Source organism: Paenibacillus castaneae, assembly GCF_002884445.1.
Lineage (GTDB): Bacteria > Bacillota > Bacilli > Paenibacillales > Paenibacillaceae > Pristimantibacillus > Pristimantibacillus castaneae.
Genome location: NZ_KZ614144.1, coordinates 4,534,278 through 4,557,485 on the forward strand (window position 1 = coordinate 4,534,278; position 23,208 = coordinate 4,557,485).

A 23,208-nucleotide genomic window follows, 5' to 3' on the forward strand; every position below is an offset into this window, starting at 1 on the left:
ACAAGCTTGGTTATTTTGATATGGCCACGGAATCGGTGTATGCCTTGTCTATCGTGTTGATCGCAGCTTGGATGGCCTCATCCAAATTACGCTTCTCGAGCGCAACTTCCTCGAACAAATTTTTAATGGCCTCCGAAACCTGAGGAAAAACAGGTGTAATCGGGCGAGGCCTACCGTATTTCTGATTTTGTATGACGAATATGTTTTTCGGGTATTCATTCAGCTCCGTAAACTCCTTCGCAACCGAATATCTCGCCGGAATATCCCTAGTAATGCTCGTGTACAGCTTCAAGCCCTCATAGCTTGTCATCCAGTTCACAAACAGCCATGCTTCTTCTTGGTACTTGCTCTTCACCGAGATACCTAGTCCCCAGCTGCCATTGGCAACGGCTTGTCTTGCCTCTTTAGGCAGCGGGGCAACGTCGAAATCAACGCCCAGCTTAAAGTCAGGGAAATTTTCCGCTATGTGGGAGAGAGACCAGGTTCCGTCGATGGTAATGCCAAGCTTGCGGTTCGGAAAGGCATCTACCGGGTACTCAAAGGACGCTACCTTGTGTTTCGTGAACAGCTCCGTATAGAACGTCAAAGCCCGCTTCGTTTCTGGAGAATCCAAATAGCCCTTCGCCGAGGTGCCTTCCGGATTCATAACATCACCGCCGAATTGCCATATAACCGGATACTTGAAATAAGCAGTTGCTCCTGCATTTTGGAACCCTTGGGCAGGATCGATCCCGTAGATGCCGTGCGCAGGATCGTTAATTTTCTTCGCAGCATCAAGCACCTGCTCCCACGTCCACGCCTGATTGGGATCGCGTGAGGGTAGCGGAATTCCGGCAGATTCGAACATTTTTTTATTATAAAACATCGCGATGGATGATTCCGTCATAGGCGCCAAATAGATATGCTGCCGATACGTATAGCCGTCGATCGTCGTTTGCGGGATATCCTCGATATGCCCTTCTTTCTGAAAGGCATCGGTCAAGGGGCTGAGCGCACCTGCCTCCGCGTAGGAAGCGAGATTCGGAGCATCGATAGCCATAACATCAGGCGGATTACCAGCCGCAACCGCTGTCCTAAGCTTCGTATCATAATCGCTGTACGGGAACGGCATCATGACGATTTTGATCGATGGATGCTTGGACATGAAGGCTTCCAGCAGTTGGTCATAAGCGGCATTTTCTGCTTTGTTTCCAGAATTTCTCCAAAAATTAAGCGTTACCATTTTTTGGTTTACAGCTTTATCTGGCTGTCCGTTTCGGTTTGAAGAGCTCCCTTCATCCTTCAAACAACCCGTTAAAAGCATCATTCCAAGCGTGATAATAAAAAAAATGGCATGATTTTTCCTTTGCACGGATAACTCCCCTTTGCCCATGAAGATTAGCTGCGACGCTTCATCATTTTAGAATAACAGATTCGGAGGCAGAAATACTTATAATTTTCTCTGTATTCAAGTTTCAATATTCTCTGCTGGCTAGTTAAATAACAAAAAACTTCAGCCCCTCTATAGTGAGGCTGAAGTTTTGGTAGACAACTGCTTATTGCTACTGCTCCTTCTGTCTTTTCTTGAAATGACATACCCGGTTGCTACGGTTAGCGATTGTTATTTTGGAATCATAACCTAGCTATCTTCCCGCTACGATCGCAGCAACTTCCCTTGTTATTTAATGCTTCCACTGGCTGCTCACCGACGATGATTTTGATAAACACATCGTTTTCGAGCTTTTCCAGCTCCGATCATTTCAAATCATCGTTGCCTATGAGCCATATAAACATATCAAACCTTTGTTATGATTTGCTATTTCTTTCAACCAACAGATTTGTAAAAATCACATAAAGAAAAGCCACATAACGAAAACGTGGCCATTGAGTCTTCGAATGGACTTATTCTAACAATACTAATAATTACCCTTCAACGCTTCACTTTATAAAACTCATGATAAAGCTTCATCAAAGCCCGCTTCTCTATCCTCGACACATAGCTCCGACTAATCCCAAGCTCCTTCGCAATCTCCCGCTGTGTCCGCTCATCCCCGCCATGCTCCAGCCCGAAGCGGCCGATCACGACTTCCTTCTCGCGGTCATCCAATATATCAAGATTTTTATAAATCTTGCTCTTTTCAATCTTAAGCTGTACCCGATCTACAATATCATCCGCTTCAGTTCCGAGGATATCGATCAACGTAATTTCATTGCCTTCCTTGTCCGTGCCGATCGGATCATGCAGCGAAACGTCCTTGCGCGTCTTCTTCAAAGACCGCAGGTGCATAAGTATTTCGTTCTCAATACAACGTGCTGCAAATGTCGCGAGCTTCGTGCCTTTACCAGTTTGAAAGCTCTCAATCGCCTTGATCAGGCCGATTGTCCCAATACTAATTAAGTCCTCGAGATCCTCGCCTGTATTATCAAATTTTTTGTCGTTGTGGACACAACCCGATGTAAAAAACAAACATGGCCTCATCGCTACCAGTGATGCGCTCTGAAAGAAATGTATTGAAGATTGAGTGTCTTTTTACGAAAATATGGTTAGACTTTGAACTTATGTTAACAAGTTATTATGACTTTTCCTTGAGCATGTCCCTCTTCAAGATAGCGGATCGCTTCCGTTACTTCACTCAGATTGTAATATCTGTCGATAACCGGCGTTACTTTTCCAGTTTCTAGAAGTTCATGCATAGTTACCAGATCCTTTTTGCTCCATGTCGCCATAAACATTTTAATACTTTGGCTTACGAACCGTGACATCAGGAGCCCACTGAGCGGCCGAACCAATGCTCCAAGCCAACGTCCCTTACTCTGCGATCCGACGATAACGAAGGTACCCTGAGGTCTTAGCATTCGTCTCCAAACTAAGAGCGAACGGTTACCCACCGCATCGAAGATTAGATCATAAGTATTCCTACAACGGGTGAAGTTCTCTTGGGTGTAATCAATGACATGATCAGCGCCGATTGATCGAACCATCGCTACATTCCTCGTGCTGCACACGCCTGTCACTTCCGCTCCGAGCGATTTAGCTATCTGAACAGCGAAGGTACCCACACCTCCTGCTGCACCATTAATCAATACCTTCTGCCCTGGCTGAATCAATCCTTGATCGCGAAGACCTTGCAGAGCTGTGAATGCCGCTATCGGTACGGCCGCTGCTTGCTCAAATGTCACGTTGACTGGTTTCTTTACTAAAAACCTTTCGGATGCACATACATACTCGGCAAAGGCTCCATTGCACACACCGAATACTTCGTCTCCCGGTTGAAACTCCTTCACGTTATTTCCTATCGCTTCTATGCGACCTGCCACATCTACTCCCATACCATTGTTCTTTGGTCTTAACAACCCAGTATCTAGGCGCATAATGTAGGGCGTGCCTCTCATGAAATGCCAATCCAATGGGTTTAGGGATGCCGCGTATACTTTTACCAATACTTCATTGTCCTTGGGAACAGGTTTTTCTACTTCCTTGAGTTGAAGAACATCCGGTGACCCGTAGTTGGTGAATACAATCGCTTGCATAAGATCCCTCCTAAATTGATTTGATCCATTCATGATCACTGGACCAAATATCCCAGTATAAGCCAGTTGCTTCACATGCTAGTAGTATATCTGCTACTCGGTATTGAGATATAGATACTAAAGTATGGTTTATGGGCATTATTGTGGTACTGCTTGGAGGGTGTATGCTCTAAAGATTACAACAAACCTAACTTACGGGCACATACTATAGCTTCGGTTCGACTTTTGGCCTGCAGTTTGCCAAATATATTTCGATTATGCCCTTTAACCGTACTCAAGGCGAGGAAAAGCCGCTCGCTAATCTCACGATTCGATAGGCCTTGGTCAATGAGGTGTAATATCTCCAATTCGCGCGCACTCAATGGCTCGATAAGGAGATTGGCAGACTGGACTAAGCACTGAGCCGATTTGACTCCACCTTTCAGTTCCTCCACTTTAAATTCTGCCAGCAACTTACCTATATAGTCTGGCATATATCCGTAAGTAGCTGCTTCATATAGCAATCTATACATCGACATGCCTACGTCGACAAAGATCCTAATGAAGCCACCAGATTCAGCCTTCGTCAGAGCGTCTACTAGGATTTGCACCGCCTTACCCTTTTCGCCATGCACATACAGTGAAACCGCTTGTAAAATTAATATCTTGAGGAGTTCATCTTCCCAACGCTTTGCCTCTGCCTGACTCAGTAATGGTTCAAGCACCGCGAGTGCTGCGGACGTATCTCCCAGTGCGAGATAAACCTGAGACGCACTGATAGGAAGCTCATGCTTCTGTGCCAAATATGCTACTGCAGTCAGATTTCCCTCACGGAGTAACAGTAGCATTTGTACAGCAGTAATTTTGGGTATCAGAAACTCAAGACTATACTGGCGAGCCAAATAATCTGCTTGAGCCAAACTAGCGGTCACACCGCTCGTCTCTCCACGTGTAAGCTTCAGCTTTGCTAGAAACACCTCGCCAGAAACGACTCTGTCCACTTGTTCAAATCGTTTTGCTAGATGGACACCCTGTTGACCATGTAACATAGCAGCATCCAAGTCATTCCACTCATAATACAAGCGCGCTAAGCCTAAGTGCGCTTCGCAAGCAACCAACAAGGGTAAGTCACCTGTCATATTCAGTACTCCCCGATAGGTCTCAGCCGCAGAATAAAGGCGGTTTTCCATTTCCTGTATGTTACCTAAACCTAGTGACGCCATAATGGTAATCATTACATGCCCGATCTTCTGACTGGTTGATAATGCCTCAGAGTAAAACTTACCTGCTTTCTCACGTTCCCCCTGAAGTTGGTAAGCATATCCCATTGTCCAAAGGGTGGCAGTTCGAACGGGCAGGTTGTCTGGGTGCAAATATTCCAGTGCACGTCGTGACTCCGCGATGATGGCTTCTACTTGATTATTGCTGACTGCCAGTGTGGCACGTATGGAGGCAATATGTCCGATAAGATCATTAGTCGTTACGTCTTGCTTGACACCTTTCATGGCTTTCTCAACTGCTTGAAGTTTCTCTTCAACATATGTCACTTTGCCTACCATCAATAACACAGAGGCATATATCACCCATAACGATGGCCTTGCATTGAGTTCCTCATATGATAATGAATCCAGCCATTTCACTACTGGGACAACCTCTCCACGAAAATGCAAGGGCATCCCTTTTCCTTCTAAAAGACGAGCAGCACGACCAATATCCTTTGCGACTACGGCATGGTGAAATGCTTCCATCTCCAATCCATGGTCCTCATGCCATACGCTTGCCCGTATATGTAAGTCGGCTACTCCCCTTACGTTATCATTTAAATCGGAGCTGATACTCTGGTTCAGCCGATTTCGCAGCGATTCAGCAAAAAGATGATGATAGCGGTACCAACACCGATCCTCGTCCAGCGGGATGATAAATAGGTTAGAGCGTTCGAGATACTCCAAGATTTGTTGCCCCGAACAGAATGGGGGGATGGGCTTCACGTCTCCATTAAGAAGAATGGCATCACAAAGAGGACCACACAAACGGTCGAGGATTGATGTACGCAATAAGAAAGTCTGAATATATTCAGATTGTTGTTGGAGCACTTCATCAACCAGATAGTCTAGTACATAATGCTGACTGCCAGTGAAAGATTTAATGAAGCTATCGGGATCTTTATGCCCCTTCATGGAAAGTGCAGCTAACTGTAGTCCGGCGATCCAGCCTTCTGTGCGAGATTCAAGCAGTGTAATGCTTTCGGATGAAAGATTTAGTCCCATCACCTCACCAAGAAATTCGGCGGCTTCATTGAAAGTAAAGCGCAAGTCAGGTGTACGCACTTCGATTAATTGATCTCTGACGCGCAAACGCGCCAAGGGTAGTTGAGGATCTTCGCGAGTGATAATTACTAGATGCATCTTTGGTGGCATATGTTCGAGCAATATGGATATGGCATTGTCAATTGGCCTAGAATCAATAACATGATAATCGTCAAGAACAAGTATGATATGGTGCGGAATGGCAGTTATTTCATTGATCAATGCAGTTATTATCGATTCGACTCGTAATGATTGAGAGGATTGAAGCAAAGCTAACATCCCTGCTCCAATATTCTCCTCAGTCGTCTGTAAAGCAGTAATGAAGTATTTCAGAAATCGAACAGGATCGTTATCTGCCTTATCCAATGACAGCCATGCGACTGGTTGCAAGCACTCAGCGAGCCATTCTCTGACAAGCGAAGTTTTACCATAGCCAGCGGGAGCAGTGACGAGGGTTAACTTGCGTTGCATTCCATCATTCAGATGCTCGATTAGGCTTGGGCGTAAGACGACTTTAGAACGAGGAGTAGGGATATAAAGTTTAGTGGATAAAATTGGCATAGGCATCAAACCACCGCTCTGCGCTATCAATCGGCGCGGTATAAATATCTATTATTAAGTTCGACGGTTTAATTGATTTTCCCTTTAACAGACTGACTTAGCCACCATTTCAGTTAATTATAGCTTCTACATCAAACTGTTCGAGTACCACATAACAGTCAGTACATCAAAAGTGAGGATATCTTATATGAAATTAAGAAAATACAGCAAGAAGCAGTCCTAAGGGAAGGATATCTTTATCAACACTCTAAATTGGGGTATACCAAAGAGCAATTGGAACAGCTAAAGCTTTCGTCACAAATGTACAAACAAATTGAAATAATGAAGTTTGCTAATGAGAAGTATTCCAACGGAGAGACATCCATGCAAATATTTGATGAGTATCTTGTTCCGAATGCGCTTTACCTGCTGGACGAACCAGAGACGTCTCTATCACCTGCTAACCAGATTCAACTGGCAGAACAAATGAATAAGTTTGCAAGATATTTGATTGTCAATTTATTGTAGCAACCCATTCGCCATGTCTGATGATATCTCTCATTGATAAATCTATGACATACTATGTATAAACTTGATTCTTCAAGAGACCTGAGCTCAATTCTCTTATTCTTCTGATTTCTCTTATCACAAAGTTGAATTAAATCATACAGTTCTTTTGTTAATAACTGTTTATAAAAAACCTTACATGAGATTGCTAGTTCGGCACTAACTTCTATCTCAACAACTAGAAACACTACGCCCTCTCTATTATAGTAGTTTTTCAAGTGGTCGACTTCTATAGAAAAGGGACGAGTATCTATTGAAAACCTCTTAACCTGTGTTCCCTTTACTTGAACGGGTATTGTTTCAACTAGGGAAGAAACAGTTTCACTGTTACTACTAAATACACTTATCTCACCATCGAAAGAAATTACTTTATCTCCCGTTTTTATATTTGCCAATAATTTCGAACTTGGTTGATCGCACATTCTATTTATTTCACCAACAGCAATTCTTTCTATTTTATCTTTTGATAACCTCTCCATTACGATTTCCTCACTTGTAATGAAATGTACAACTCCAGCCACCATCACAAATATTACAATTTAATTCCTATACCCGCTAAATGGTTGTGTAAGATTCCATAAGTCACAACACCAATAAGGACTAAATTATCTTTAAAGGACTTTTCATTACTGCCAATCTTATCTTCAACATTTCCCATCCAATAGTTATGATCGATTTTGTCAAAATCAACATCTACCTTATGAGCACATTTATTTCTGAGTGTATTGAGTTTTACCAAGTTATTGAACATTGGTTCATTCAACAAGCCCATATTATAGCATAAATCAAGTTTAACTAAAAATGCAGATTGTTCTGTTATGTATTTATCAGGTGTTTTCTTTTTTTGTTTCATCAATTGATTTAAAGCATTTTCACAAAACAAATGGATTGTTACAACAATAGCCGCAGGGTCATCTATTTTGTGTAATCTGTTTATGAATTCCCTCGCTAGAGGAACTTTCTCATCATTTACCATAATATCACCCCCTCATACACATTCGCCAATTTGCAATATTTTCCTGAATGTAAACGTAAAAGTAAATTATTATTTCGAGTTAAAAATCCCTCTATAAGTATAACAAAAAAAACGGCATTTCTGCCGTTTTTGATTATTTTTGGTGGTGGAGCTAGGCGGAATCGAACCGCCGACTGATCGCTGCCAGCGACCTATTTTCCCCCTAAACTATAGCCCCTTATTTAGTTGTGACCCAACTCAACAACTTGAGCCATGCCCCAAGTTAAATCATATTACTCGTTTTTCATTCCTTGGGTTGTGTGAACAGTACATGGTGTGCTCCCAGATACGCTATAACCCCATTATTCAATTTGTAACTTTGCTGTCAGCGTTGAGGTCTTATACTGAATAAATCGTGTGTACATCCCTACCGCTTCACCTTATAAAACTCATGATAAAGCTTCATCAGCGCCCTCTTCTCAATCCGCGAAACATAGCTCCGACTAATCCCAAGCTCCTTCGCAATCTCCCGCTGCGTCCGCTCATCCCCGCCATGCTCCAGCCCGAAGCGACCAATCACAACTTCCTTCTCACGGTCATCCAATATATCAAGATTTTTATAAATCTTGCTCTTTTCAATCTTCAGCTGCACCCGATCTACAATATCATCCGCTTCAGTTCCGAGAATATCGATCAACGTAATTTCATTGCCTTCCTTGTCCGTGCCGATCGGATCATGCAGCGATACGTCTTTACGTGTTTTCTTCAATGACCGCAGGTGCATAAGTATTTCGTTCTCAATACAGCGAGCTGCGAAAGTCGCCAGCTTCGTGCCCTTTCCCGTCTGGAAGCTCTCAATCGCCTTGATCAAGCCGATTGTCCCAATACTAATTAAGTCCTCGAGATCCTCGCCTGTATTATCAAACTTTTTGACTATGTGCGCGACTAACCGCAAATTATGTTCAATGAGCAGGTTACGGGAACGCTGATTGCCTTCGGCCATTAACTGCAAATGCTTCGCTTCCTCCTCCTCTTGAAGAGGCTGGGGAAAAGCGTTGTTTTTGACATAAGAGACGAGCAGCGAAAGCTGTTTAATGAAAAGCGCAATTGCTGAGAATAATCCAGGCATAGAACCGTACACCCCCACGATGTGTTCGCTTAGACGATTAGCTCAATTGAAGCTAATTCCAAGCAAACTGAAGTCTGTTCTTTAGTGTATGTGGGTAATTGCCTAGAAGTGCATGTACGACTGATTCAAAACAGAATTCACATAATACTTCGTCCTCCTTCTCTTTGTCTCACACCATTTAAAATAACTTGCAAAATACTACTTGAGAGCCGTGCATTCACAAAATACAATGTGTTTGATGAGCATTATAAAAACCGATTTGAAGAAGGCGAGTTTCGTAAGCGTGTACAGTTCATGTTCGATGGTGAACTTCAACAAATTAAATTCCGCTTAGGATTTTCTCTAGCTTTAAAAAAGATGACTCCTGATGATTTCAGGAGCCACCTATCGTTACTACTCAAGTCTTAAAGGCTATTCAATAGATAACGAGATTATTCCCCGGAAACCGACCCGGCAGGTGAGTACTGGTTCATGAAACCATTCAGTTCAATCACTTGTCCTCCATTAAGACGGGAGCTTTCTGCGGCAAAAGCGATCATATGACTGCGGACGGATGCGGCCGCAGAAGTCAAACTTTCTTGACCGTTGTTTTCACGCACTTGATTCAGGAAATCCCGAACAATGCCGCTGTCGCCCCCGCCATGTCCGCTAGTCTGAACAGGAATTTCCGTGGTCGTCTTTTGATGGGTTAAAAAATCATACAACGTGATTTGATCTCCTTCTCCCCGCAACTCTCCTTGAGTACCCATGATCTGAATTCGGCGCTCCTGCTCGAATGTAAAGCCGCTCATGCTGAACATGGCCGTCGCGCCGCCTTCAAATTCCATGTTCACTACTTGATGGTCGACGACATTATTGTCGCTTCGATACACGCAACGACCATAGTCCGTCTCGCGTAATCCCTTGATGATATTCGGTTTGGTCAGTTCTGATGTAAAATGACCAGCCCAGCCACGGAATTGTTCACTTAGATAGAAACGGGGTGCAGAGTATACGCAGGTAGCTTCGACTGCACAGTCTAGGCAGCGTTCTGTGGAGCCGGCGGGCGCATTTCCTTCATGGAAATGCTTCAGGGAACCAAAGGAGCTGACCCGAAGGCATTGACGATCCATAAGCCAGGAAAGGACATCCATATCATGGCATGATTTAGAAAGAATCATTGGACTGGAGGTATCGGAATTATTCCAGTTTCCCCTCACAAAGCTGTGGGCAATATGCCAATAGCCTACATTTTCATTTAATTGAATCGATACGATTTCGCCGATACGCCCTTCTTGGATGATTTTCTTGATCTTGCTCCAAAACGATGTGTATCTTAGTACATGGCAGATTGTCAGCTGACGATCCCGCTCCTCCGCCATCCGCTCCATCTCAAGACATTCCGCAGGCGAAGGCGACATCGGTTTCTCTAACATCACATGATATTTCTGCTTTAATGCCTGCATTGTTGGACCAAAGTGCATCTGATCCTGCGTACAAATGATGGCGACCTCAGCTATGCGCGGTTCTTGCAGCAAAGGCTCCCATGATTCATAACACCGCTCCAGCGGGATGTTGTGCTCTTCGGCAAATTTTATTCTGCGCACCGGGTCAGCCTCAGCTACAGCAACGAATTCAAGCTCGTGCGGATAATCAAGAGCGTATTTAGCATAACTGTTCCCTCTGGCTCCCGCTCCGATTAAAACAGCCTTAATTTGATTCATGTTCTTCTTCCTACCTTCGTTTGGAATGGTCAATCTACATTTACATCCGAATACAGCCTACCCGAGAATAGCGCTTTCGCGCAGGGTAACGACCAGGTCTTTGGCACCGTGCAGCTCGAATAGCACAAGCTCGTTTTCTCCTTTTCGGAGGAGAGGGCCCGGGATATACAATGTTTTCTGCGGCCCTACCGTTTCCCAATACCGACCAAGGTTATATCCGTTGATGTACGCCACACCTTTGTTCCAGCCTTTCAGCTCGAGGAATGTATCAGCCGTTTCATCCACTTGGAACGTCCCTTTGTAGAATGTTGGCTGGTCTTCGTGTTTCGTTTCTGATGAGGCATATTCCAGCTTTGATAAATCTTCCAATGGCAGGTTGTGGATTGTCCAATGGTAGAGGAACTGCGCACCAAAACGGATTCCTTCGGTTATCCCTTTCACATCACGCAGATATGGGCCGTAGTTTGTCCGCCCCATATTTTCGACGAGCACGCTCAATTGTGCTCCTTCAGACGGGATACTGAAAGAAATAGGATCCGCGTCATTATTCCAGCGCTCCACTACGCCTTTAAACTCACCGTTGACAAAGATCTGCGCACGATCATGCACGTTCTGCAAATTCAACTTGGTTTCTTGGCGTGGTCCCGAAATTCGCGTTGTGTATAAGATGAAGCCGTAGTTTTGTCCCAACATCTCCATAGGGTCCGGGCATGTTCTCAGTACCGGCGTAGACAGCTCGTCTAGAGAATCGAATAGCAGCGCTTTCTGTGTCATGTTGACCTGTCCGAAAGCTTTCTTCGCGATGGGTTCCGGAAGCTCCAGTGGACCGAGATCAACGTATTTGGACACGATATCGCGTACGGCATAGAACTTGTCCGTCAAATCGCCGGATTCACTGATCGCTACATCATAGTCGTAGCTTGTGACCGTGGGCATGTAGGTGCCGGAGTCATTCGCGCCGCTCCAGAAGCCGAAGTTCGTCCCGCCGTGGAACATATAGAAATTGACTGATGCATCCATTGCCAGCATTTCGTCGAATACTTTCGCCACATCGGCGGCATCCCGGGTATGATGCTTCTCGAACCAATGGTCGAACCAACCGTTCCAATATTCCATACACATGATTGGGCCTTCAGGCTGGTAAATACGAAGCTCAGCGAAAGCTTCCTCTGGCCGTGAACCAAAATTGACAGTCTCCAACACACCCGGTACCATACCGCCTTGTAGCATAAAGTCTCCTGGTCCATCGGAAGTGAACAGCAGCACGTCGATGCCTCGTATGATCTTGCTCTCTTTTAAATATTCAAGGTATTGCGTGTCATTTCCATAGCTTCCGTACTCGTTCTCGATTTGCATGGCGATGATCGGCCCGCCGTTCGTACAGAGCAGCGGAACCAGCATCGGCATCAAAACGTCGAAATAGGCATCAATTTTATCAAGGAATGGCTGGTGGAAACAACGTAAGCGCATACAGGGATCAGCCAGTAGCCAAGCCGGCATTCCGCCGAATTCCCACTCCGCGCAAATATACGGACTCGGGCGAACGATAACATGCAGCCCTAGTTCACCTGCTGTCTCGATAAACTTGACGATGTCAGCGATGCCTTTGAAATTGAATTGCCCTTCGCGCGGCTCATGAAGGTTCCACGGTACATAGGTTTCAACCGTGTTGAAGCCGCAAGCCTTCAACTTCATCAGACGATCCCGCCAATACTCGGGAACTACACGAAAATAATGAATTGCTCCTGAAATAATTCTAATTGGCTCACCATCAAGAACAAATTGGTTACCTTCCACAGCAAAAATAGACATGGTATTACCCTCCGTTTATTTATGATTTAAATTCGTGCATATATCATTTAACGTTATCGATGACCTTCATCACATAAAGCATTTTCTAAATCTACTAAAAAAATATCTACGGATTTCCGTAAATAATTATGCTATGTGGGACGGATTCGTTTACCTAGACTTATAGCCAGCTTATCGAGTACAATATGTAGATTTTAATATTTGACCATCACCATTCTTTGGGGCAACACAGGAAAACGTTTTCCATTCTGCTAAAAAAAATTATCTACGGATTTCCGTAAATAATTATGAACTCATAGAAGACTGTCGAATGACCAGTTGTACTGGTAATTGAACTTTCACAGGTATATCTAAGGTTCCGTTTATATATTGAACTAATATCTTGGCCGAAGTAACCCCAATTTCGTATTTCGGAACTGCTACTGTCGACAAAGGTGGATTCGTGTACTCAGACAATTCGATATTATCTACACCGATAAAACTCATATCTTCAGGAATACGTAGTCCTCTCTCCGAGACCGCTCTCATGGCCGCAATTGCAAGAGTGTCGCTTGCAGCAAAAATGGCCGTCGGCAAATCGTTTGACTGTGAATCTATTACATTGATCATGCCGCTATAGCTCTTCTCAACCAGCCACTCGGTATCGATTACCCAGTCGGGATTCACTTCCAATCCGGCGCGATGCATCGCATATTTGAACCCTATAAATCGCTTATCTTCTGGGTTGCCATTGATACCGGTATCGCCTCCGATAAAGCCTATTTCACGGTGTCCCTGCGCAATTAAATGTTCAATTGCGGCTTGAACAGCAGCTATCCGGTCATAATCCACAATAGCAATGTCAGCAACGTCTCCATCCGTTAAATCGATGCCGACAACTGCTCGGATGTGCTTTCGGATATAGGTTAAAATCTCTGAATCAATTTCTCCGATAACAATCATCCCATCCAGCTGTGATTCCGTTACCACTCTGTGCAGTTGCTGCTCGCTTTGCAATTCATCCAAAGAGTGAACATAAGTTAATGTATAGCCAGAATTCTGCAACTGTTTGCTCAACCCTGATAAAATGGGGGAGAAATAAGGATGCTGCCCTCGAAACTGCGGTTTCATCACTATGCAGCCTACCTGCATTGAAGGGTTAGCTCCTTCCCTTTTATTTTGAACCAAATTGCGTGCAGCTTCATTCGGCTTATAGCCTAATTCTACGACAACTTCCCAAATTCTTTTTTTTGTTTCCGCATTAATTTGCCTGCTCGTATCGTTATTAATGACTCTTGAAACCGTAGAAACGGAAACACCGACCTGATTTGCAATATCTTTGAGTGTGGGCAAGATACAGTGCTCCTTATTCCTGAATTTTGACGCCAAACGCTTTCCATGTTGATTGTAATATGCTCTTATTCGAGAGTCAATATGGTGATGAATAAAAATCTGATTGTTAATCTTCTGCAGTCTTCTTCATATCCTGCCCAGCTTCGCACCTTGCAGCAGCTGGCGGCGTGTCCATTCATTGGCGACGATCGCATCGCCGTCCGAGGACAGCTGCTCGTACAGCCGTTTCCTCAGCACAGCAAGCAGTTCTGCGTGCTCTGCCTTCCCGCTCAGGTTAACCAGTTCGCCAGGGTCGCCGACCATGTCGTACAGCTCATCAACGTCCGATAAATTCCAGATGTATTTCCAGTCTGCCGTGCGAATCATCCGCTGCGTATACAACCCGAACTGCTGGCCGTTATAAGTTGACACGACGGCGTCCCGCCAATCGGCCGGCTCTTCCCCAGCTAGCAGCGGCCTAAGTGAGCGGCCCTGCAGATCCCCAGGATCACGCGTTTGCAAATCGAGAAGTTCCAGAATCGTAGGCGGCAAATCTAGAAAATTGTAGACGAACTGTTCGCATCGCCAGCCTGATTCTGCTTCCCCGCCACCCGGCATCCGAATGATGAGCGGCACTCGTACTACATCGTCATACATAATGTAGTGTTTATCCATCATGCCGTGGGAACCGCACATATCGCCGTGGTCTGCGGTAAAGATCACGATGGTATTATCCGCCATGCCTAACCGCTCCAGCGTTCCCATCACTAGACCGATCGCATCGTCAAGTTGACTAATAACGGCATAATAACGGGCAACGATCGGCGCCCAGTCCTGCCAGCCGTAACCGGTGACGCCCCAGCTCTCCAGCTGCTGGCGTTGAATATACGGCTTATCGGCAAATGTCTCGCGGAAGCCTGCCCATTCTGGGATGTCCGCAGCATCGTACATCCCTGCGAATAGAACCGAAGGTCGGCAGGGCAAATGGGGTTCGCTGAAGTGCAGCGCTAGATGCCAGGGCCGCCCGTCATCCCGCAGCCGCTCCAGCGTCTCGCCCGCACGCGCGGCGAACCAATGCGTCTCCGCGTCTTCCAGAGGCAGCGGGCTCTCTTCGCCGAAGAAACCGTTCTCGTAACGGACGTCCGGGTGCTTCTGCGAGACAAAGTCGCGATAATCTGCTTCACTGACGTACGACTCGTAACCATAAGCTGTAGGGTCGTGCACCGGATTGACACCCCATTTGCCCAAATATGCCGTCGCATAGCCACTTTCGGCAAGCGTTCGCGTCCATGTGTAGGATTCCGGCGGCAGTGCCGTCACAGGCAGAGCACCGCTATAATTCCATAGGGCGCCGAATGTCTCCGGCCTCCTCCCACGCAGCAGTGACTGCCTGGCAGGCGAACAGACCGGCAGCACTGAGTAGGCGTGGGGGAAGGAGACTCCCTGCTCAGACATACGGTCCAGATTTGGTGTGCGAACCGGATACTTGCCGCTGAAACCGACGCAATCTTCTCGCAATTGGTCGGCCGTGATCAGCAGTACGTTAGGCTTCCGCTCTTTCATCGAATCCGGCATTCGTTATCCGCTCCTTTCCTTCCCGCTGACCATGCGAGCCGGTCCGGTATTCACGCGGCGAGCAACCGGTATAGCGGACGAACAGTCGACTGAAGAATGATGGATCGTCGTAGCCGACCATAGTCGCAACATAGATGACCTTCTCATCGGACTCCAGCAGCATCCGTTTCGCCCGTTCAATGCGAATTTCGTGCAGCAGATCGAATACGCTCTTTCCGAACTCCTCGCGCACCAACCGGTTCAGTTGACGAGTGCTGACATTAAACAGGCTGGACAGCGCCTGAAGCGTAATTTTTTTGTCGAAATGACGTTCAAGATAACCGGAAATCCGTCTGGCCATCATCACTCGCTCCGATTGGCGCGGGGATCTATGGATACGATGACTTTGCATATTGGCGTAATAGCGGGACAGCAGAATAAGCAGCTCCACCATCTGCAGGCGGATGAGCGTCGTGTGGCCGGAGCCGCGGCTGCTGAATTCGCGGTTCATGCTCTCCAGCAGCGCTAGCACGGACGACGCCTCTTGGCCGTTCAGATTCAGGTAATGGTTGAAGCGGACATCCTGCTTCAGGAAGGGATGCACGTAGAAATAATCCATCGATGCCGTAATTTCCAGCTCCTGAAGCAACGCATCGGGAATAAAGGACGGCATGAACAAGCAATTAACGATTTCCATATGCTCGCCAGCCTCTACGAAATAAGCATGTGTCTCACCTGGATTGATAATAAACACGTCGCCCGCATGAATGTTGTAATGGTTGCCTTGGAAGATGTGGACACCCTGTCCTTGCACCACGAATACAAGCTCAATAAACTCGTGGCCGTGTTCAGCGACAGAAGCTTGCACCGTCCGATTGATCCAGAACGGAAATTCATCCTTCATGTACGTATTGCTTCCCAGTATTCGTTCCATCCTTCATCCCCTCACGTCATCCTTGCATCGTAATCGGATCAATAGACTATGCTTGGACATGCCGCTCATCCGTCGCCAGATCGAATCGCTCACGACGCGGATCTTGAAACCATTCGTCCCACGTCATCCCCGATTCCGCCAGAATCTGCTCAATGCGCCTGCGGAACGGAAGTCCCGCCTCGCGGAGCTGCCGGTCCTTCGGATCCTCACGGCCGTCCAGCTTCGCCTCCACCCAACTATCCAGCTGCCGTTCCAGCTGATCAGCGAGCTCCGGCTCCCGCTCCGCGAGGTTAACCATTTCTTCTGGATCAGCTTCCAGATCATACAGCTCTCTTGGCGGTCTTATAAAAGGACCCGCGTCGTACGTGCGAATAAACTTGTAGCGGTTCGTTCGTATGCCGCGCGCCGCCTGCCAGGCGCATTCACTCAGGTAGACGACGTCATGCGTACCTTCCGTCTCACTGCGGATAGAAGGCCATAAACTACGGCCGTCCATTGCGGGCGGGTCTGCAACCTTCGAAAGGTCGACGCCACCAGGCTTTTCACTGCGTATCGCTTCCAGTACTGTCGGCATAATGTCCACCTGCTGCACGAGGCCCTGCACCCTGCGTCCCGCAGGAATACGTCCCGGCCACCGCATAATTATCGGCACATGGACGGTCGGCTCGTACAAGCCGCAATGATCCCAGTAGATGTCGTGCTCCGTCAGACTTTCACCATGATCGCCGAACAAAATCAGCAGCGTATCTTCTTTAATACCTAACTTCTCCAGATGACCGTCGAGTTCCTTCAGTCGATCATCAAGATAGCGAATTTCTGCGTCGTACAGCGCGTCGTAGTAGGCGCTGTCGGTTACCGGCCCGACCAGATCATAATGGTGGTGCTTGAAGAATGGGTAGGCGGGATGGTTGTAAGCCGGCTCCATGCTACGGTTGTCCGGATCATACGGATCTCGTCCCGCTTCATAAAATTCCGGAATATACGATTCCGGTGGCAAATAAGGCGTATGAGCGTCCCAATAATGAAGGAACAAAAAGAATGATTCATCCTTGTGCTCCGTCAGCCATGGCAATGCCAGATCATTGACGATCCGACCGTCGATCCAGCGATCGCCGCCTACGCTGTTCGTATAGTAACGGTAACCGCGCGCAAACCATTCCTTAAGCTGGTACAAATTGTCCACCGCCGACGTCGTGAAGCCGGCCCCACGCAGCAGGTTCGGCAGCCACGGGGTCGATTTGGGCAAATGTGTCAGCTCTGAACCGTGGGAGACAATCCCTGTCGTAAGCCCCACTTTGCCGGTAAAAATGCCAGTATGCGCCACTTCGGTCGGAATATCGGCGGCATAAGCGCGCTCGAACAGCACACCCTGCTCGGCGATCCGATCCAAATATGGGCTCGTAGGCTTCGAATAGCCGTATCCGCTTAACCTTGAGGCGCGAAGCGTATCAAGCGATATGAGTATGATTTTCATTGTATGCCGTCTCCTTCGGTATGTCCGGTGGTCCGGTCATCAATTGCCTCTCAAGCTATGCTCTCTGTGCTGCGTGCATGAACCGCAAATTGGCATGCAGCCAGCCAATTACTGTGTCTGCATTATCCTGCAGCGAAGCAGAAACCGTTTCAATTGTGATGTCGGGGAACTGCGGCACCTCGAACGGATCCGAAACGCCGGTAAAATGGTGCAAGTTGCCGTTTCTCGCCTTGGCATACAAGCCCTTCACGTCACGGCGCTCGCACTCGCTAAGCGGGCACTGTACGTAAATTTCTACGAACCCGGGCAGCTGTGACCGGGCGTAGTCGCGCATTTCCTGGTAGGGTGTAATGGCGGAGACGAGCACATCCACGCCATTGCGCGAGAGAAGCTTAGCCACGTAGACGATCCGTTTGATATTCTCCATTCGATCCTCACGTGAGAAGCCAAGCCCTTTGCAGATTGTCTCTCTAAGCTCGTCGCCATCCAGCAGCTCCACGTGCCTCCCTTCCTTAAGCAACTCCGCCGCTACATGCCGGGCAGTCGTCGTCTTGCCTGCTCCCGACAATCCCATGAACCATATAACCGAACCGTGTTGTCTGTCCATGCTGATCGTCTCCTCTTCCCTAGTTCTTTCGCTTATCCGTTCGCGGGTACGTCAACGGGCATACCGCCGGACTGCTGCGAACGAATCGCGGCTTCTATAACTTCCTGTGCGGCAAGCGCATCCGCTCCTGACGCCTCGATCAATTCCGGCGCATCGCCTGCCTTGATCTGCCCAATGAATCGATTGATCCGATGTGTAAACGTATCATTGAAGCCCTGCATCCCACCAAACAGCGAGTTGCGGACAACGAGAAGCTCGTCGGATTGATGTGGATAATAGGTCATGCTTTCGTACACGTTGTCGATGATAAACCGGCCTTCGTTACCAGCCACCTCGCAATATTCGATCGGATGGCGCATCGACATGTCGTAGCTGCCGGTCAAGTGACCGACCGCACCGGATGCAAACTCCAAATTGACGGACGCAGTTGACCAGCTCTGACGGCCCGGCGCCTTGGTCATGAACGCCTGTACCCGCTTTATATCACCGGCAAAATACCGCATCACATCGATGGAGTGGGGATGCAGAGCACGCATATGCAGCCACTCCGTATCCTCCTGCGGATTCTGAATGGTTAGCCGCATGTTAAGAAATAGAAGGGAGCCTAGCTTGCCCGCTTCCATTAATTCTTTCGCTTTGTAAGCAGCCGGCGTAAAGCGATGATTTAAATTACAAGCAAGCCGGACGCCCCGTTCCCGAGCGGCTGCTACAAGCGTCCTTGCTTCCTCAATTCGGTTGGAGATCGGCTTCTCCACTAGGACGTCCTTGCCTGCTTCGATCGCGATCATCGCAGGTTCGAAATGATGGCTGCCCTTCTCCACACCCGCCGTAGCAACCGCTACTACATCGATCTGTTCTTTAACTAGCAGTTCCCTGAGGTCGGTATAGGCGGGAACGCCATGTTCAACACCTGCCGCCTCCGCGCGTTCCGGCATCAGATCGCAGACCGCTGCAAGCTCCGTGTCTGGATGCTCCCGATAGGCGCGACAGTGTATTTTTCCGATATGGTTGACCCCTACGACCGCAACCCGAATCATTTGGATGCCGCCTCCTCCTTGGCTTGGAGGGAGCGTGCACTGACAATGCTGCCGATATGCAGTGACTCGTACGCCTGCTTGGATGAGGTGAACGTCTCACCCTTGCCATGCCAGTTCAGGTTCGTATAAATAGGATTCGTACGGCCCGTCTGCTCTTCGCGTCTCGCGATATGCTCCTCCATCCGCTTCGTCAGCAGCGCAACGACTTCTGGCTCTTGCTCTGCCACGTTGTTGTTCTCCTCCGGATCTGAGATCAGATTGTACAACTCTACCTCCGGCTTAAAGTGGAAATCCGGCTCAAGCGCGCGGATCAGCTTCCATTCCGGTGTACGCCAGCCATGCTTGCGCATCCACGTGCATTCCGTCAAATACAGCTCGCTGATCCGGTCTGTTTCCTCGCTCGCTACCTGCTCCGTCAGGTTGCGGCCGTTGAAGGAAATGCCGCTGTCGATGCCAATCAAGTCCAGCAGCGTCGGCATAATATCCGAGATGACCGACACATTCTGATTCCGTGTTCCCGCTGGCAAATGTCCGGGGAATTTAATGATAAGCGGCACAACAAGCGTACAGTCGTATAGGCCGTGATGATCAAAATAACAGTCGTGCTCATACAGCGTCTCGCCGTGATCCGACGTGATAACGACAAGCGTCTCCTCCTCTAAGCCTAGCGAGGCCAGCTTCTCGAATATGCTTTGAATACAAGCGTCCATATAAGCGATTGCGCCATCATATTGCGCGCTGACATAGGCTTCATCGGTGACGCCTTCCGGAATCCACGACTTCAGAAAGTCGGCGAATGGCTTGAAATCGTAAACCGGCTCCATGGAATCATTCGCTGGGTCCTTCTCGTCCTTGCCGTAGAACATCCGCTCGAACGGCACAGGCGGCAAATAAGGCGAATGCGGATCCATATGTCGCATGAACAACAGGAAGGGCTTATCGTCCGCCGCCAGCCGCTCCAGCTCCGGAATTGCGACGTCGTTCAGGTTTTGTGCCTTGGGCGTGCGTCCCGACTCGTCGGGAACCCAAGACTCATAATCGAGATACGTTTGGAAACCGCGTGACGACGGATTGCCCGTGAAGCCTACGCATGTCGTGTTATAGCCGTTCTCCGCGAGAACCTCCGGCAGCGTCTTAACATGGCTGCCAAGCGGACCTTCATGGCGCAGCGCTACAACGTCGGTGCCGAACACGTCCATGCCTGTCAGCATCGATGCGTATGCCGGCGTTGTCGGAATGCCCGGGCTGAAATGCTTCTCGTACAGAACGCCCTGAGCAGCAATTTTATCAAGATGCGGGGTTGTCAGCTTTGAATAGCCGTACGAACTCATATGATCCCTACGAAGACTATCTATGCCGAACAGTAAAATATTCGGTTTCTTATTGGCCATATTGAAATCCTCCTTTTAGATGAAAATATGCTTTTATCGCGCGTTCAGCTGCTTAAGCACCGCATTCAGGTAGCCGTATGACTCAGCAGCTACAATGGATACATCCGCAAGCGTATACTCCGGTGCAGAGCCGATGACTTCAACGACGACCGGTCCTTCGTAGCCTCCGTCCACCATTGCCTTGCAATAGCCGTATAGATCGATATCACCGCGTCCGCATGCCTGCAGGTTAATCGGTCCCGGTCCCTGCTCGCGTCCTCTGCAGTCACGGATATGAACATGCTTCACGCGACTAAGTACAGCGGGCAGCGCCTTCTCCGCATTTTCGCCGGCACGGTGGATATGGCTCGGGTCCATGTCGATGCCGAACGCCGGGGAAGCGATGGCCTCCATCGCCCGCAGCGTGGTCGGCGTATTGTGGATGGCGTTACCGACATGTGCCTTCACGCAGAGCGTTATGCCAAACGAAGCAGCTCTTTCCGCCATCCGCGCAAGCATATCAATCGATGCCTGTAGGTCTTCTTCGACACCCAGCTTCCCGCCAGGACCAACGTTGACGATCGGAATACCGATTTCAGCGGCAGCCTCGAACGCCGGCAGCAGCCGTTCCTCATTGAGCGACGCAACCTCAGTCGAGAGAAACGTCAGTCCGTGCTCCTGCACGATCGCCTGCAGCTCGCTCTTCTGCTGCTTCCAGCGGCTGAGATCCAGATGCTCACACATCCCCTGGATTGCGGCGATCTCTATTCCGTCGTAGCCACATGCCGCAATATGCTTCGCCGCTGCGGCAAAGTCGAACTCTTTGAACAGTACGGAATTGACACCCAATTTAATCATGTATGAGTCCCCCTAAATAATGGATTAGTAAAGCATGTATAAGTGTCTACGATCCTTGCTAAGGAATCGGAAGCAGTGACAGAGCATAACGTCATTGAACAATCTTTATTTCAGATAAAACGGATCGCCGTGCAGCGGCGGCAGCGGCTGCGGCCGAACGACCTCGCCACCCCGTTCGTACGACTCCTGCACCGCATGCACATACTCCAGAACAGCAAGCGCATCGCGTCCGCTGGCGCGCAGCGCATCCGGAGACACTTTGTTGTCAACATCCTCCAGAAACGCGTGCAGCCGATTGTTGAACGTCCGGTTGAAATCATTCGTACCGAAATCCGTCACTTCAGGCTCAGTCTGAACGCTGATGGCCGGAATGCCTTTGTCCGCTTTCCAGAACGACACTTTCTCGACGCAGTTTTCAATTGTGAATGTACCCTTCGAGCCTGCGACCTCCAGACTCCACCAGCCGCCTAATCCGTAGACTGCATCGCCGCGTTGACTCAATAGATAGCCAACGGCACCGTTTGCGAACTTCATATGGATGCTGTTGATGGACACCATAACATCGCCTGCGCTGCGCCGGAAGCCAGGGCGGTCGGAGAACGTCTGGATATGCGTGATATCACCGCAGAAATGGCGCATGACACTGAATGGGTGAGTCAGAAACGCCCGCATATGAAAGTAGGGATGGCCTTTGATTTTGTCCGAGTTAGCAAGAGCGTAGTTGAGCTCGCCGCCGTTAAAACCCATTTTGGCCAGACAGTAAATAAGTTCACCCACCTCGCCGCTATCCATATATTGCTTCGCCTTCTCCGCCGGCTGCGTAAAGTAATGGTTCAGATTGCAGCCCAGATACACTTTCTGCTTCTCAGCAAAAGCCACCAGCTGGCGACCTTCACGCACATCATTGCACAGCGGCTTCTCCACCAGCACATGCTTTCCGTAAGACATCGCTTCCATCGCCGGTTCAAAATGCCAGCTGCCGTTGTCGATGCCGCCTGTCGTCACATCGACGACCTGAAGGTCGGGCTCGTTCTCAATCATGTCCCTGAGCGTATAGTAAGCCTTTACACCGTACTTCTCCGCAGCCGCGTCGGCGCGCTCCTTGATGACGTCGCATACCGCAACGACATCAGCCAATTCATCCTCCTTGTAGCAGTTCGCATGGTTGTTGCCGATGCCATTCATGCCTACGATTCCGATTTTGACCGCCATGTTCAACGTCCTTTCGTCCTCTGAATTGGATAATCATGTTCTTAGTTAAAATGAATAGCCGAAATTATCAAGCTGTCATAGTTGTAAACGCTTTATGTTTCCATCATACTGTCTCCTTCCGTCTGAATCATGGCGGTTCGGGACAAAAACCTTTCCGATCGAGACCGCTTTCTTAGAAGATATGGCTCAATCTTGGTTATACGTCAGACAGGCGACCTTCTTTGGTCGGCCAAATCCCTCGCGATGTGCCATTTGTACCTAACTAGTTCACCGGAAACACTCGAAATAAAAAACCGCAATCTGAAAGACTGCGGCTCTACGAATTACAACGTTTACTATAAATTCCGACT

General features: G+C 48.3%; 17 protein-coding genes, 1 tRNA gene and 1 pseudogene. 1 reads left to right on the forward strand and 18 read right to left on the reverse strand.

The genetic code is table 11. From position 1 onward, the window contains the following. Nucleotides 1-10: 10 nt before the first annotated feature. From CEF13_RS20365 to CEF13_RS20380, 4 genes are all read right to left on the reverse strand, one after another. Nucleotides 11-1,351, reverse strand: a complete 1,341-nt coding sequence (locus CEF13_RS20365; protein ID WP_244917107.1) for an ABC transporter substrate-binding protein — start codon at nucleotides 1,349-1,351, stop codon at nucleotides 11-13. A 558-nt stretch (nucleotides 1,352-1,909) separates the two neighbouring features. Next, nucleotides 1,910-2,458, reverse strand: a complete 549-nt coding sequence (gene sigK / locus CEF13_RS20370; protein ID WP_102713449.1) for an RNA polymerase sporulation sigma factor SigK — start codon at nucleotides 2,456-2,458, stop codon at nucleotides 1,910-1,912. A gap of 83 nt (nucleotides 2,459-2,541) precedes the next feature. Next, complete coding sequence (locus CEF13_RS20375; RefSeq protein WP_102713451.1) at nucleotides 2,542-3,510, reverse strand: NAD(P)-dependent alcohol dehydrogenase; 969 nt, start codon at nucleotides 3,508-3,510, stop codon at nucleotides 2,542-2,544. A gap of 176 nt (nucleotides 3,511-3,686) precedes the next feature. Further along, nucleotides 3,687-6,356, reverse strand: a complete 2,670-nt coding sequence (locus CEF13_RS20380) for a winged helix-turn-helix domain-containing protein (protein ID WP_483406842.1) — start codon at nucleotides 6,354-6,356, stop codon at nucleotides 3,687-3,689. A 153-nt stretch (nucleotides 6,357-6,509) separates the two neighbouring features. Between CEF13_RS20380 and CEF13_RS29750 the strand changes: the two are divergent. Next, a pseudogene (locus tag CEF13_RS29750) lies at nucleotides 6,510-6,895 on the forward strand (AAA family ATPase); the annotation flags it as partial. Between the two features lie 539 nt (nucleotides 6,896-7,434). On the opposite strand, the gene CEF13_RS20395 reads toward CEF13_RS29750, so the two are convergent. The 14 genes from CEF13_RS20395 to CEF13_RS20465 all read right to left on the reverse strand — a co-directional run bounded on the left by CEF13_RS20395 (nucleotide 7,435) and on the right by CEF13_RS20465 (nucleotide 22,858). Beyond that, nucleotides 7,435-7,878, reverse strand: a complete 444-nt coding sequence (locus CEF13_RS20395) for a hypothetical protein (protein WP_102713455.1) — start codon at nucleotides 7,876-7,878, stop codon at nucleotides 7,435-7,437. A 143-nt stretch (nucleotides 7,879-8,021) separates the two neighbouring features. After that, a tRNA-Ala gene (locus CEF13_RS20400) sits at nucleotides 8,022-8,095 on the reverse strand. A gap of 189 nt (nucleotides 8,096-8,284) precedes the next feature. Further along, complete coding sequence (sigK, locus tag CEF13_RS20405) at nucleotides 8,285-8,986, reverse strand: RNA polymerase sporulation sigma factor SigK (protein ID WP_102713457.1); 702 nt, start codon at nucleotides 8,984-8,986, stop codon at nucleotides 8,285-8,287. A 431-nt stretch (nucleotides 8,987-9,417) separates the two neighbouring features. Further along, nucleotides 9,418-10,689 (reverse strand): Gfo/Idh/MocA family protein, encoded by a 1,272-nt coding sequence (locus CEF13_RS20415; RefSeq protein WP_102713461.1) that lies wholly within the window; start codon nucleotides 10,687-10,689, stop codon nucleotides 9,418-9,420. A 57-nt stretch (nucleotides 10,690-10,746) separates the two neighbouring features. Beyond that, nucleotides 10,747-12,501: a glycoside hydrolase family 35 protein gene (locus tag CEF13_RS20420; RefSeq protein WP_102713463.1), complete on the reverse strand. Its 1,755-nt coding sequence runs from the start codon at nucleotides 12,499-12,501 to the stop codon at nucleotides 10,747-10,749. 285 nt (nucleotides 12,502-12,786) lie between these two features. Next, nucleotides 12,787-13,833 (reverse strand): LacI family DNA-binding transcriptional regulator, encoded by a 1,047-nt coding sequence (locus tag CEF13_RS20425; RefSeq protein ID WP_146022743.1) that lies wholly within the window; start codon nucleotides 13,831-13,833, stop codon nucleotides 12,787-12,789. Between the two features lie 126 nt (nucleotides 13,834-13,959). Then, nucleotides 13,960-15,387, reverse strand: coding sequence for a sulfatase-like hydrolase/transferase (locus CEF13_RS20430; protein WP_102713467.1), 1,428 nt, complete (start codon nucleotides 15,385-15,387; stop codon nucleotides 13,960-13,962). Further along, complete coding sequence (locus CEF13_RS20435) at nucleotides 15,356-16,300, reverse strand: AraC family transcriptional regulator (RefSeq protein ID WP_102713469.1); 945 nt, start codon at nucleotides 16,298-16,300, stop codon at nucleotides 15,356-15,358. The genes CEF13_RS20430 and CEF13_RS20435 overlap by 32 nt, the downstream gene beginning before the upstream one ends. Before the next feature lie 46 nt (nucleotides 16,301-16,346). Beyond that, a complete protein-coding gene (locus CEF13_RS20440; RefSeq protein ID WP_102713471.1) occupies nucleotides 16,347-17,774 on the reverse strand; it encodes a sulfatase family protein in 1,428 nt (475 codons plus the stop codon). Between the two features lie 55 nt (nucleotides 17,775-17,829). After that, entirely contained in the window at nucleotides 17,830-18,417 is a 588-nt protein-coding gene (gene cysC / locus CEF13_RS20445; protein ID WP_342352597.1) for an adenylyl-sulfate kinase, read from the reverse strand. Then, nucleotides 18,414-19,418 carry a Gfo/Idh/MocA family protein gene (locus tag CEF13_RS20450; protein ID WP_102713475.1) on the reverse strand — a complete coding sequence of 335 codons (1,005 nt, stop codon included), beginning with the start codon at nucleotides 19,416-19,418 and terminating at the stop codon, nucleotides 18,414-18,416. The genes cysC and CEF13_RS20450 overlap by 4 nt, the downstream gene beginning before the upstream one ends. Continuing rightward, nucleotides 19,415-20,809: a sulfatase family protein gene (locus tag CEF13_RS20455; RefSeq protein ID WP_102713477.1), complete on the reverse strand. Its 1,395-nt coding sequence runs from the start codon at nucleotides 20,807-20,809 to the stop codon at nucleotides 19,415-19,417. The genes CEF13_RS20450 and CEF13_RS20455 overlap by 4 nt, the downstream gene beginning before the upstream one ends. A 33-nt stretch (nucleotides 20,810-20,842) precedes the next feature. After that, nucleotides 20,843-21,646 (reverse strand): sugar phosphate isomerase/epimerase family protein, encoded by an 804-nt coding sequence (locus tag CEF13_RS20460; protein WP_102713479.1) that lies wholly within the window; start codon nucleotides 21,644-21,646, stop codon nucleotides 20,843-20,845. Between the two features lie 105 nt (nucleotides 21,647-21,751). Next, nucleotides 21,752-22,858: a Gfo/Idh/MocA family protein gene (locus CEF13_RS20465; RefSeq protein WP_102713481.1), complete on the reverse strand. Its 1,107-nt coding sequence runs from the start codon at nucleotides 22,856-22,858 to the stop codon at nucleotides 21,752-21,754. Nucleotides 22,859-23,208 lie beyond the last annotated feature (350 nt).

Coding starts and splice junctions, on each gene's coding strand:
- CEF13_RS20465 (WP_102713481.1), bottom strand. CDS start 22,858: ATGGCGGTCAAAATCGGAATCGTAGGCATGAATGGCATCGGCAACAAC.
- CEF13_RS20380 (WP_483406842.1), bottom strand. CDS start 6,356: ATGCCAATTTTATCCACTAAACTTTATATCCCTACTCCTCGTTCTAAA.
- CEF13_RS20395 (WP_102713455.1), bottom strand. CDS start 7,878: ATGGTAAATGATGAGAAAGTTCCTCTAGCGAGGGAATTCATAAACAGA.
- CEF13_RS20440 (WP_102713471.1), bottom strand. CDS start 17,774: ATGAAAATCATACTCATATCGCTTGATACGCTTCGCGCCTCAAGGTTA.
- CEF13_RS20420 (WP_102713463.1), bottom strand. CDS start 12,501: ATGTCTATTTTTGCTGTGGAAGGTAACCAATTTGTTCTTGATGGTGAG.
- CEF13_RS20450 (WP_102713475.1), bottom strand. CDS start 19,418: ATGATTCGGGTTGCGGTCGTAGGGGTCAACCATATCGGAAAAATACAC.
- CEF13_RS20455 (WP_102713477.1), bottom strand. CDS start 20,809: ATGGCCAATAAGAAACCGAATATTTTACTGTTCGGCATAGATAGTCTT.
- sigK (WP_102713449.1), bottom strand. CDS start 2,458: ATGAGGCCATGTTTGTTTTTTACATCGGGTTGTGTCCACAACGACAAA.
- CEF13_RS20435 (WP_102713469.1), bottom strand. CDS start 16,300: ATGGAACGAATACTGGGAAGCAATACGTACATGAAGGATGAATTTCCG.
- CEF13_RS20460 (WP_102713479.1), bottom strand. CDS start 21,646: ATGATTAAATTGGGTGTCAATTCCGTACTGTTCAAAGAGTTCGACTTT.
- sigK (WP_102713457.1), bottom strand. CDS start 8,986: ATGCCTGGATTATTCTCAGCAATTGCGCTTTTCATTAAACAGCTTTCG.
- CEF13_RS20415 (WP_102713461.1), bottom strand. CDS start 10,689: ATGAATCAAATTAAGGCTGTTTTAATCGGAGCGGGAGCCAGAGGGAAC.
- CEF13_RS20430 (WP_102713467.1), bottom strand. CDS start 15,387: ATGCCGGATTCGATGAAAGAGCGGAAGCCTAACGTACTGCTGATCACG.
- CEF13_RS20375 (WP_102713451.1), bottom strand. CDS start 3,510: ATGCAAGCGATTGTATTCACCAACTACGGGTCACCGGATGTTCTTCAA.